We start from the raw sequence: 10,907 nt of genomic DNA, 5'->3' as shown, positions 1-10,907 counted from the left end.
CGCCCCGGATTTCGGGTGCCGCGCCCCGATCGACAGGAGTGCCATGACCACGTGGGAGTACCTCACCACGCCGCTGCTGATCCACAACACGGCAGCCATCCTCAACAACTGGGGCAAGCAGGGCTGGGAGCTCGTGCAGGTCGTGCAGGGGCCCGAAGGCGGGCTCGTCGCCTACCTGAAGCGCCCCGTCACGTCCGACGCGTCGACGAATGCCGGCCTCGCCGCCGCAGAACAGGCCGCCCGTCAGTTCGAGGGAGGCCAGGCATGAGCGTCTCCGCCCGCCTCGCCGAGCTCGGCATCGAGCTGCCTGCGGTCGCCGCCCCGGTCGCCGCCTACGTCCCTGCGGTCGTGCACGGGGGCCTCGTCTACACCTCGGGCCAGCTGCCGTTCGTCGACGGTGCGCTGCCGGCCACGGGCAAGGTGGGCGCCGACGTCTCCGCCGAGGATGCGAAGACCTACGCCCGCACGTGTGCGCTGAACGCTCTGGCCGCGGCGGCGGATGCCGCGGGTGGCGTCGACCGCATCGGTGGCGTGCTCCGCGTCGGCGGGTTCGTCGGATCCGCGGACGGCTTCACGGGGCAGCCCGCCGTCATCAACGGCGCGAGCGAGGTGCTCGGTGAGATCTTCGGTGATGCGGGGCGCCACGCACGCGCGGCTGTCGGCGTCGCGGAGCTCCCGCTCGGCAGCCCGGTCGAGGTCGAGGTGACGTTCCTCCTCGCCTGAATGCGTCCCGGCGGCGTCCTCCGTCGTGTCCGCAAGACAAACGCGCCTCCCCGGGAAGGGGAGGCGCGTTTTCTCGTCCGTGCTGCTCGTCCTACTTCACCTGCGCCGAGATGATGCTCATCACGGCGGTGTCGGCGAGCGTCGTCGTGTCTCCCACCTCGCGGCCCTCGGCCACATCGCGGAGGAGGCGACGCATGATCTTGCCGGAGCGGGTCTTCGGCAGTTCGCCGACGATGTAGACGTCGCGCGGACGGGCGATGGCGCCGATCTGCTCGCCGACCCACAGGCGCAGCTGCTGCGCGAGGCCCGCGGGCTCGTGCGCGGCGAGGTAGCTCTCCTTGATGATGACGAACGCCACCACGGCCTGGCGCGTGGTTGTCAAATCATGCATTACGATGTGGGCGTATGGATGTCAGTGCCAATAGTGTGCCCAGGGAACAGCTCTGTGCGATCTATACCCGGATCAGCGACGACCGGGAAGGGGACGAGCTGGGCGTCCAGCGTCAGCAGGAGGACTGTGAGGCGAAGGCCGCCGAACTGGGGCTAACGGTCTTCCGGAGCTACTCGGACAATGACATCGGAGCTTCGGACAGGACTTCGAAGCGAAAGGTTCGCGAAGAGTACTTGGAGATGCTTGCCGCAGCGCGGGCCGGTTCCTTTCAGCACATCATTGCTTACTCGAACTCCCGGATCACCCGACGCCCACGGGAGCTTGAAGATCTCCTAGAACTCCACGCCGAGACTGAGAGGAAGTTCGGGAGGAAGAAGGGGGTGATCGTCCAGACGGTCGTTTCTGGCCATAAAGACGACCTCTCTTCGGCAGACGGGCGCATGGTCGCCCGCATCAAGGCCGGAGTGGACGCGGGTGAGGTCGAGAGGCTCGCCGAGCGCGTACAGCGTAAGAACCTTCAAAAGGCCATGCAGGGGGAGCCAGCGAAGCAGCATCGCCGTCCCTTCGGCTTCGAAGATGACCACATCACCCATAGGTCGGAGGAAGCCGCCGCAATCAGGGAAGCTGTGCTGGAGATTATTGGGGGAGCGTCGATCACCAGCATTCGGCGGAAGTGGAATCAGCAGGGGATCAAGACATCCGACGGGAAGACCAACTGGGGGTGGGCGCCCGTCCATCGCGTTCTTCTCGGGTGGCGAACCGCTGGGGTGCGGGTCTATCAGGGCGAACCCCTTTACGGAGAGGACGGAGAGCTCGTCAGGGGGAGCTGGGAGCCAATCATCTCCTTGAAGGAGCGGGAAGCCGCGCTCGCCAAGCTGGAGGAACGGAGCAGAAGAGGGGTGCGAGAAGGGAAGTGGCTGCTTCAGGGCCTTCTCCAGTGTGGGATCTGCGCGCGAAATCTCTACGGTGCACTGCAGTCAAAGGACGGCAAGCGGCCGAGTTCCTACACCTGCACCGGCAGCGGCACCACTCACCTCGGGATCTCTGCCGAACGAGTCGAGCACTACATCGAGCGTGTCGTTCTGCGCTATCTCCTCGATAAGGCGATCCACGGTGTGCCGGTAGAGACGCCAGCGGAAAGTAAGGTCTGGCCCGGCGAAGATCGGCTCAGAGATGTGGCTGAGCGGATCGGCGAACTGATGAACGCCCACAGCTCCGGGGAACTCGACAGCCGCGAGGTCTTCCCGCAGGTGCGGAAGCTTCGGCGGGAACGAGACGAGTTGGAGCGGGAACGGAGTAGATTCAACGCCGATCAGCTCGCTAGGCCGACCAGGGTGTCCACGATCGACGATGCGTTGGGTTGGTTCACGGGCAAGCTCGAGCGGAGCTTCGAGGAGCGCCAGCAGGCGCTCCGGGAGGAGATCGAGTTCATCGTGATCTCCAAAGGCAGCAAGGGCTACGGAGGGAACACCCCGGAGGTCGCGCGACAGGCCGGTATCGAGAAGCGGATATCCATCGTGTGGAAAGAGCCGCACTACGAGTACAACGGGCTCACCTCGGAAGAGGCCGTCGAGACTCCGTTCAAGCTTCCGGGACATCTCATGGCTGACGCCGACTAACCGCGTCGGCTTCGAGGGATTGATTGCGGGGATTGAATCAGTGCATTGAAGGTGGAGCGGATCGAAGACCAGATGCAGTGTCGTGCGCGCCTCGAATCGCGTAGTCGACCTGGCGAACGAGAGGGTCGGGGGCTACCCCTAGAATGACAATCATTCGGCGGCGCGCACCGCGCCCGGGGGCCAGGAGGTGGAGCGATGGCGAGAGCGCCTATCAATCCGTTGGCTCTGGCTTGGGCTCGCGAGGTCAATCATGTGACCAAGGAAGACCTCGCCCATGCTGTCGGTGTCAAGCCTGACCGCGTCGAGGAGTTCGAGAGCGGCGACGCGCTTCCGACTTTCCGACAGCTGACGCTGCTCGCCACCAAGCTGGATCGGCCCCTCGGATTCTTCTTCGCTGCCCCTCCAGCGGTTCCCGATGTTCCCGACACCGCCGACTTCCGTGGACGAGCCCACGCCAACCTCCCTGCAGATCTGGCGAAGGAGATGCGCCGGGCGGAGCAGCATCGCGACGCCATGCTGGACCTCGGCGGCCGACCAGAACGGCGGCTCAAAGGAGGGTCCATCGGGTGGAGCAACATCCCAGTTCGAGCGCGGGAGCTGCGGAAGCAGTTCGGGCTAACAGATGTGTTCGTGCCTCCTGAGTCCGCGAATAGTCAGGTCTTCAACTTCTGGCGCGGGTTGCTCGAAGATCATGGCGTGCTGGTCTTCCAAACCACCAAAATCTCCCTGGACACTTTCCGCGGTCTCTCCGTCCACCACGACGAACTTCCAGTTGTGATGGTCAACGGCGGCGACAGCCCAGCTGGCCGAACATTCACCTTGTTCCACGAAGTCGCCCACCTCATCAACCGGACAAGCGGGCTGTGCGCTCTTCGGGAGACGGTCGATGAAGAAGCTATTGCCAACAACTTCGCGGCGAACTTCCTCATGCCGGAGGCCGCTGTGCGAGCGAACTTGAAGTTCGCAGATGACCCCTTCGCGGCATCTGAGCACCTGGCTCGACACTTCAAGGTGAGCAACCTCGCCGCGGCCGTCCGACTTCGTCGCCTCGACTTCATCGACGACGAAGATCTCGACGAAGTTCGAGCAGCCAGCGAAGAGACCTGGGAGCGGGCAAGAGAGGCACTCAAGCAGAAGGATGGCTTCGTGCCGCCTTGGCGACTGCGCTATCGAGATCTAGGCTCCACCTACATCGGAACAGTTGCTCGGGCGCTTGAAGACCGCCGTGTCGACCTTGTCGACGCTACATATCTGCTCAATGCACGGCTTCCGATGGTGGAGCAAATGCTCAGCGAGTACTACCGGACAGGTGGTGCTGAATGAGCTACACCCTCGACACCAACATCCTGATCGGGCTGGTGCAGCGCTACCCGCGTGACATCTTCCCTGCGATGTGGGACAACATCGAAGCGACGGTCGCTGCCGGTGAAAGTTGCATCTGTGAGGCCATCCTTCGCGAGGTTCATCGCGGTGGAGACGAGCTTCACGATTGGGCGAAGAACCTGCAGGGGTTCGTATGTCCGATCACAGACGAGGAGCTGATCACCGTCGCTGAGATCGGCGTAGCTCACCCTGGCTGGGTTCAGGGCCAGCTCAATGAGGCCGACCCCTTCGTGATCGCACACGCAAAGTCGGAGCGGTCCACCATCGTGTCCGAGGAGAACCGCAAGGGACCGGGGACCGAAGACAAGAACCAGAAAATCCCGAACATTGCCGATGAGCACCGGGTGCGAACCATCAAGTTCTTCGACTACATCCGGGCCTATGGCTGGCAGTTCTGAGAACTCGCTCGCGGCCGTGCGAGGTCAGGGATGAACCTAACTGTCGAGGTTGTGCCAGTCGTCACCGAGCACCCAGCGGATAGCTGAAGCCCGCCCGGATAGATATCCCCAGTCCCAGTCGGACGCGACATCTTTCTCGAGGACATCCACGCCATACTCCTTCTCTGCCATCCGCTTGCCCTCGCGGACTGCCGCTTTGATGTCCTCCGACCAGTCGTTGGCGGCAAGATCTTCATCCGTGGGCTTTCGCCCGTACCAGAGGCGTTCAGTGAGCTCGGACTCCGCCGCGAGGATCTCCGACACTCGCCGGAGAGTGCTCGTGCCTACATCGTGTTTGAAGGCGAGATCCAGGTGCTTCTCGACCAGCTTGAGGAGTTGAGGCTTCTCCCACACCCTGATTCGGAACGGCGGGCGATTGGTGCGCTCGTACTCTGCGATCCAGTCCTTAGCTCCATTGGTGAGGTAGCCGGAAGCGATGAACAGCACGACCGCGGGGCGGTCGGCGCTAGCCCAGGCAAGGGTGCCCTGGAGCGCGTCGGGTGGAACACCTCGCTTGTAATGCTTGCAATCGACAAACCAACGCTCTTCGTACTCGTGGCCATCTATATCTGTGAGCGTCTTTCGCGCCACGATGTCCCGGCCTCGGTCTGAGGGTGAGGACGAGAGAGGGGTTCCCTTTCTCCAGTCCACATTGGAGAAGCCGGTCCCCGACATCAGATCGAAGCAGAACTCCTCAAAGTCGGTGGGGGAGAGTCCGTCGAAGTCCAGAGAGCCGAGCGCGAAGTCGTCTTCTGCATCCTGCGGTTCGGGGATCTGCTCTTCCGATGGCTCCGCAGGCTCGTTCTCCATGCCCCGAGTATAGGGATGACAAGATCCGGGACTGGCCCGGGCGTTCACATACCCAGGCGCGCTCCACGGAGAGAATGGCGTCATGCATCTGTATCTCGTAGACGAGGTAAATCCGGAGTATGCCGAAGGGAAGTTTTTCCTTCTCGGTGGCCTTGTGCTCTCCGCCGATCAGATTCCCCAGGTCGACGCCGCGGTGAAAGCACGACGAGACGCAGCGGGATACGAAAACGGCGACAGCTTTAAGTTCCACACGAGGAGCTACCCGAAGCATGTGGGGCAGGAGAACTTCCGCGTCGCCAAAGCCGGACTACTTGAAGACCTCGCCGAGATCGGCGTGCGCTTCATCGCGACCGCCGTCTTGCATGACATCGCAGTCAACGATCACTCGAAGCTGATGTCTTGGGGCCTCCCCAACATTGGGGAAGCGTACCGGCGGCTATTGATTCAGGATGATGCGCAGGGCTTGATGCTGATGGATCGGGATACGAAGCAGTTCGACCTCATGGCCGACTTCCACCAGCACGGATTCAAGTATCCGAGCGGCGGAACGACGCAGGTGCAGGATCGGATCGTGCTCTTCGGCATGACGAACAACAACGCGTCGCATCTCTCGTCTGCGACGGACATCGCCATGGGAGCTTTCAGCTTCTGTGTCGAGGCCGCACTGGGAAATGCCAAGGAGGAGATCGCGATCGAGATGTTCCGCAGTTTTCGGCGGATGGTCTGGATGGATGTACCTGAGATCGGCAGGCCGAAGGCGATCGGCTATGGCTACCTTCCGTCCCCGAGGCCTGATCGTGTTCTCTCGACCGCATACAAGGCGCAGTACACGAAGCTCAGCGACGGCCTCGGCAGGTTCTCGAAGGCAGCAAAAGAGGTGGAATAGAGGAATGGTGGCCGGGGTCAAGACTGAACCGCGGCCACCGTCGTGTCGCACACCCGCTCAAGTGTTCGCGGACACCTTGGCTGCTTCCCATTCGTCCAAGGTGATGTACGGCGGAAGTGAGGGGTAGATCCCAAGCACGCGGCCGACGAGCGACTTCGACACCTTCCAGTCCTTCGCGAGCTGGTCAGGCGTGGCTCCCGTGGCGTAGGCAGCCCGGATGGTCTCAACCGCGACCTTGGTGAGCTTCGGCTTCTTGCCGACCTTCAGCCCCTTTGCTTTCTTGGCGGCTAGCCCTTCGTCCATCCTGCTTCGAATGAGAGAACGCTCAAACTCTGCGAGCAGCCCTAGGAGGCCGAGGAAGAGTTTGCTCATCGCGCTGTTGGCGTCATAGACGAAGGCCTCATCGATCGCGCGGAAGCTCACGCCAAGTTCACCCAGCTCCTTAACGCTGATGAGCAGGTCCTCGAGGGAACGGGAGAAGCGATCGAGCTTGGACACGCAGACTTCGACCTCATGGCCTTCAGCCCTCAGCTCCTCCGCTCGCTTCATCAGAGCCACGAAGCCAGGTGCGGTTCGGTTGCCGGCGCCCGAGGTTGCGGGATCCTCGAAGATCTCGATGCAGCGAGCCTGCTTGAGCTTTTCCATCTGGAGTTCGGTCTTCTGGTTTGCTGTGGAGACTCGGGCATAGCCGAGCCGGTAAAGATCGAGCGCACCGTCAACTTCGAGCTTGGTGAAGAAGTAGCCGTCTGCGGGTACCTTCGCAGCATGCTCTGCCTTCAGCCCCGATAGCCGAGCTTGGAGCCCGCCGATGCTCGGCGTTTGGCCGGTTGGCAGCAGCTCGTTCCACTCGAAGGTGAAGTATGCGGCGCAGTACTCACACCCGTGGCACGGGCCGCAAGCGGCTCGCAGCCAGCCCTCCAGAATGTCTATGCCTCGTCTGGACTTCCGGATCAACGCTTCGAGTTCTACGACTTCATCGAGCTTCGATGGCATCACTGCCTCCTTCTTTTCGGTGCCGAAGTGCTCGGCTCAAGCACCAATATCAAAACGCGGTTTTGAAACTGTCGACGGGGCAGCGAACGGAGGAGTTCGGAAACTGTAGATAGCGAAATGCGGGGACCGCGCGCTACCTGGCGCCCGGGACGCTCAAGAGCGCGGGTGTGCGACACCACGAGTCACAGGACAGGCCGAGGGGCCAGAATCAGGGCCCTGAAGCTGAGATACCGTCAATGCATGGATCTGCAACAAGTGCTCGATACCCGCGAGGGGCCACTCGCGGAGCGCTGGGCCCAACAGCACATCGAGCACTCCCGTGTGCTGCTCTTCCACACGATGAAGCGCAGCAGAGCGCTACCGCCGCCGACACCGGCGAGCTGGCTCGGGAAGCTGGACACGCGCACAGAGCCCTTCGAGACATCTCAACAGGTTCGCGTGTTCGCCCAGGTCGCTGCTGAGAACCTCCAGGAAGTGAACAACGCGCTTAAGAAACGGCTCCCGCTCTACTCGCTGTACTCGATGATCCGTGCCGCCATGGAGTCGGCTTCACTCGGCCTCTGGATTCTTGACTCCAAGAACGATCAGATCGCGGCGAGCAGGACGCTGAGGATCTATCGGCAGAACATCGAATCAGATCGAACGCTCTGGAAAACCGTCGTCGGTCGGAACTCAGGGCAGCACGACAAGCTCTCTGAGAAGGCTGAAGAGGCTCACCGGAAGCTGAAGGGCATCAACCCGGCGGATTTCGAAAAGGCCGTGAAGTCTACCGATGTGATCGCCGCCGTTGATCGACTGCACCCCGCGCAAACCACCGAGTTCGATGTCTTCACCGGGCTTGAAGTCTGGAGGATCTGTAGCGCGGTAACACACGCTAACCAGGTCTCTCTTATCAACATCATGGAGCGGCACCCGGAAGGAGCCCTCGGGGAGTCAGTGACCCGGACCTCACGGCTGAGCTTCGTGGCGTCGTTCTACTCGACGGCGCTGTTCCGAGCGAAGGCGCTTCTTGACAGCTTCGAGGAAAGAAGCCTGCCGCCGAAGCCGCCGCTTCGAAGTTGAACATGCGGTGAACGCCCTTCGTAGAAGTTGCGGTTTGATTCGATGGCATTCAATATAGAAGAATGTCGATACAGGCCGAGACGGCACAACCCCCAGCAACTCGACGGCTGTCGACGCTCGACCGGTGGCTTCCCGCGTGGATAGGCCTGGCTATGGTGGCCGGTCTTGTTCTCGGGCGCTTCATCCCCGGGCTTGCTGATCTCCTCTCTCGACTTGAGGTCGGCGGTGTCTCGGTGCCCATCGGCCTCGGCCTGCTCGTCATGATGTACCCGGTGCTCGCGAAGGTTCGGTACGACAGAGTGGCCGCGGTCACGGGCGATCGGAAGCTCCTGATCTCCTCGCTCTTGCTTAACTGGCTGGTCGGGCCTGCCGTGATGTTTGCCCTCGCTTGGATGTTCCTGCCGGATCTGCCGGAGTATCGGACGGGACTGATCATCGTGGGCCTTGCACGCTGCATCGCCATGGTGGTGATCTGGAACGATCTCGCGTGTGGTGACCGGGAGGCGGCCGCAATCCTGGTGGCGATCAACTCTGTCTTCCAAGTAGTGGCCTTCTCGCTTCTCGGCTGGTTCTATCTCAGCGTGCTCCCCGGATGGCTAGGCCTCGACGCCCAGGGCCTCGAGGTTTCTGTCTGGCAGATCGCCCTCAATGTGCTCGTGTTCCTAGGGGTACCTCTCGTCGCAGGATTCGCCTCGCGGTGGATCGGTGAGAAGCGCCGCGGACGGGACTGGTACGAGGAGAGCTTCCTTCCTAAGATCGGCCCCTGGGCTCTCTACGGCTTGCTCTTCACCATCGTCTTGCTCTTCGCGCTCCAGGGCGATGCCATCGCTTCGCGACCACTCGATGCCGTGCGGATCGCTCTGCCCCTGCTGGTCTACTTCGGGGTGATGTGGTTCCTCGGTCTGCTGCTCGGGAAGGGGCTGGGCCTCAGCTATGCCCGGTCCACCACACTCGCCTTCACAGCAGCGGGCAACAACTTCGAGCTCGCCATCGCCGTAGCGATCGGCACCTTCGGCGCTGCGTCCGGCCAGGCGCTCGCCGGAGTAGTGGGACCGCTCATCGAGGTTCCGGTACTCGTTGGCCTCGTCTATGTTTCGCTCTGGGCTGCCAGAGCCTGGTTCGACACCGACCCCTACGAAGGGACCGCACCGTGACCACCACCCTGAGTGCAGAGGACTGCGCTCCGACCGCGACTCATGCCATCGGCTCGGAGGCTGCCTCCACCCTGTCGGATTCGCTGAAGGCTCTCGCTGATCCGCTCAGGATTCGGATGCTCTCGGCTATCGCGACGGACCCCCGGGGGGAGTGCTGCGTCTGCGATCTCTCCGAACTTGCGCAGGTTTCTCAGCCCACGATCTCCCATCACCTCAAGGTGCTCAAGGAGACGGGAATGCTCCTCTCCGAGCGGCGCGGAACCTGGGTTTACTACCGGATCGCCCCCTCCCGTCGAGCGGCAACGGCAGCTCTCCTTGATGCCTTCGCTCCCGCAGTGGTGCTCGAATCTCCCGAGCAGCCCGCCGATCGGGAGGAAGCCCTACGAACGATGGATGCTCGCGTCTCGCGGCTTGCCGACGAGCTCGCGGATGAGCTGACCGATGTCAGCAGGGATCTCGTCGTGGCAATCGTTAGGGAGTCCTACGCTGGCCTCGTCCGCTCCGCCAAGCTCACTCAGCACATGATTCCCCTGACTGAGCGCTTCGCCAGGCAAAGGCTCACGGATCTCAATCGCGATCGGAAGGCCGGAGTGCCGCAGGTACTCTTCGTCTGCGTCCAGAACGCAGGACGGTCCCAGCTCGCTGCGGCCATCGTCAATCAGCTTTCGGGTGGCAAAGTCATCGCCCGTTCCGCAGGCTCGACACCGGCCACAGATGTCCACCCCCATGTGCGCTCGCTGCTCTCGGAGATCGAGGGCAGCGAGCAGGCCGGCGAGGCCTATCCGAAGCCCCTGACTGATGATGCGGTGCGAGCCGCTGATGTGGTCGTCACTATGGGTTGCGGCGATGTGTGTCCGATCATCCCAGGGGTTCGCTACGAAGACTGGGCTGTCGGCGATCCGGCGCTCGCCTCTCGCGAAGGCGTCGAGGCGATTCGGGGAGACATCGAGGTCCGGGTCCGAGACCTCCTGGAAACACTCGCAACTCACTGAGCAAAGGAACCCCAATGACAACAACGCAGAAGCCTTCGGTGCTCTTCGTCTGCGTCCACAACGCTGGTCGCTCCCAGATGGCTGCGGGCTATCTTCGCCATTTCGGTGGAGACCGCATCGAGGTGCGCTCCGCCGGGTCGATGCCCGCCGAACAGATCAACCCCATCGCCGTCAAGGCAATGCGGGAGGAAGGGATCGACATCACCGCAGAGGAGCCGAAGGTGCTCACCACTGAGGCTGTCGAAGCTTCAGATGTGGTCATCACCATGGGCTGTGGTGATGCCTGCCCGTTCTTCCCCGGCAAGCGCTACGAAGACTGGAAGCTCGACGACCCTGCAGGGCAGGGCATCGATGCTGTCCGCCCGATCAGAGACGAGATCAAAGCCCGGATTCAAGCCCTGGCTTCTGACCTCCTCGATTGAGCACTACGCGCAGAGGGGGTCAAGGAGCATCCTTG

Annotated in this window: 12 protein-coding genes and 1 pseudogene; 10 read left to right on the top strand and 3 right to left on the bottom strand. The window is 62.3% G+C overall.

The window, feature by feature from the left end:
* Positions 1-43 precede the first annotated feature (43 nt).
* On the top strand, positions 44-268 hold the full coding sequence (locus AB4070_RS07515) for a hypothetical protein (protein WP_021199127.1): 225 nt from the start codon (positions 44-46) through the stop codon (positions 266-268).
* Complete coding sequence (locus AB4070_RS07510) at positions 265-723, top strand: RidA family protein (RefSeq protein ID WP_378874324.1); 459 nt, start codon at positions 265-267, stop codon at positions 721-723. The genes AB4070_RS07515 and AB4070_RS07510 overlap by 4 nt, the downstream gene beginning before the upstream one ends.
* Before the next feature lie 91 nt (positions 724-814).
* On the opposite strand, the pseudogene AB4070_RS07505 reads toward AB4070_RS07510, so the two are convergent.
* A pseudogene (locus AB4070_RS07505) lies at positions 815-1,099 on the bottom strand (AMP-binding enzyme); the annotation flags it as partial.
* A 29-nt stretch (positions 1,100-1,128) separates the two neighbouring features.
* On the opposite strand from AB4070_RS07505, the gene AB4070_RS07500 reads away from it, so the two are divergent.
* The 3 genes from AB4070_RS07500 (at position 1,129) to AB4070_RS07490 (ending at position 4,514) form a co-directional block, all read left to right on the top strand.
* Complete coding sequence (locus tag AB4070_RS07500) at positions 1,129-2,733, top strand: recombinase family protein (protein WP_441979558.1); 1,605 nt, start codon at positions 1,129-1,131, stop codon at positions 2,731-2,733.
* Between the two features lie 195 nt (positions 2,734-2,928).
* Positions 2,929-4,056, top strand: coding sequence for an ImmA/IrrE family metallo-endopeptidase (locus AB4070_RS07495; protein ID WP_441979557.1), 1,128 nt, complete (start codon positions 2,929-2,931; stop codon positions 4,054-4,056).
* Positions 4,053-4,514, top strand: a complete 462-nt coding sequence (locus AB4070_RS07490) for a DUF4411 family protein (RefSeq protein WP_441976497.1) — start codon at positions 4,053-4,055, stop codon at positions 4,512-4,514. The genes AB4070_RS07495 and AB4070_RS07490 overlap by 4 nt, the downstream gene beginning before the upstream one ends.
* Before the next feature lie 36 nt (positions 4,515-4,550).
* Here the strand turns inward: AB4070_RS07490 and AB4070_RS07485 are convergent, their stop codons facing one another.
* Positions 4,551-5,363 (bottom strand): restriction endonuclease, encoded by an 813-nt coding sequence (locus AB4070_RS07485; RefSeq protein ID WP_441979556.1) that lies wholly within the window; start codon positions 5,361-5,363, stop codon positions 4,551-4,553.
* Between the two features lie 82 nt (positions 5,364-5,445).
* On the opposite strand from AB4070_RS07485, the gene AB4070_RS07480 reads away from it, so the two are divergent.
* Complete coding sequence (locus AB4070_RS07480) at positions 5,446-6,249, top strand: hypothetical protein (RefSeq protein ID WP_441979555.1); 804 nt, start codon at positions 5,446-5,448, stop codon at positions 6,247-6,249.
* Between the two features lie 57 nt (positions 6,250-6,306).
* On the opposite strand, the gene AB4070_RS07475 is transcribed toward AB4070_RS07480, so the two are convergent.
* A complete protein-coding gene (locus AB4070_RS07475; RefSeq protein WP_441979554.1) occupies positions 6,307-7,242 on the bottom strand; it encodes a recombinase family protein in 936 nt (311 codons plus the stop codon).
* Positions 7,243-7,482: 240 nt separating this feature from the next.
* Here AB4070_RS07475 and AB4070_RS07470 point away from each other — a divergent pair, with 240 nt between their 5' ends.
* The 4 genes from AB4070_RS07470 to AB4070_RS07455 all read left to right on the top strand — a co-directional run bounded on the left by AB4070_RS07470 (position 7,483) and on the right by AB4070_RS07455 (position 10,872).
* On the top strand, positions 7,483-8,304 hold the full coding sequence (locus AB4070_RS07470) for a hypothetical protein (RefSeq protein WP_441979553.1): 822 nt from the start codon (positions 7,483-7,485) through the stop codon (positions 8,302-8,304).
* A 62-nt stretch (positions 8,305-8,366) separates the two neighbouring features.
* Positions 8,367-9,458, top strand: a complete 1,092-nt coding sequence (arsB, locus tag AB4070_RS07465; RefSeq protein WP_441979552.1) for an ACR3 family arsenite efflux transporter — start codon at positions 8,367-8,369, stop codon at positions 9,456-9,458.
* On the top strand, positions 9,455-10,450 hold the full coding sequence (locus AB4070_RS07460) for a metalloregulator ArsR/SmtB family transcription factor (protein WP_441979551.1): 996 nt from the start codon (positions 9,455-9,457) through the stop codon (positions 10,448-10,450). Before arsB ends, AB4070_RS07460 begins: the two co-directional genes overlap by 4 nt.
* Before the next feature lie 14 nt (positions 10,451-10,464).
* A complete protein-coding gene (locus AB4070_RS07455; protein ID WP_441979550.1) occupies positions 10,465-10,872 on the top strand; it encodes an arsenate reductase ArsC in 408 nt (135 codons plus the stop codon).
* Positions 10,873-10,907: the final 35 nt, after the last annotated feature.

Source organism: Microbacterium sp. 2RAF4 (assembly GCF_052115285.1).
Taxonomy (GTDB): Bacteria; Actinomycetota; Actinomycetes; order Actinomycetales; family Microbacteriaceae; genus Microbacterium; species Microbacterium oxydans.
The sequence above is the reverse complement of the archived record's forward strand: the minus strand, read 5'-3'. Positions and strand labels throughout refer to the sequence as shown.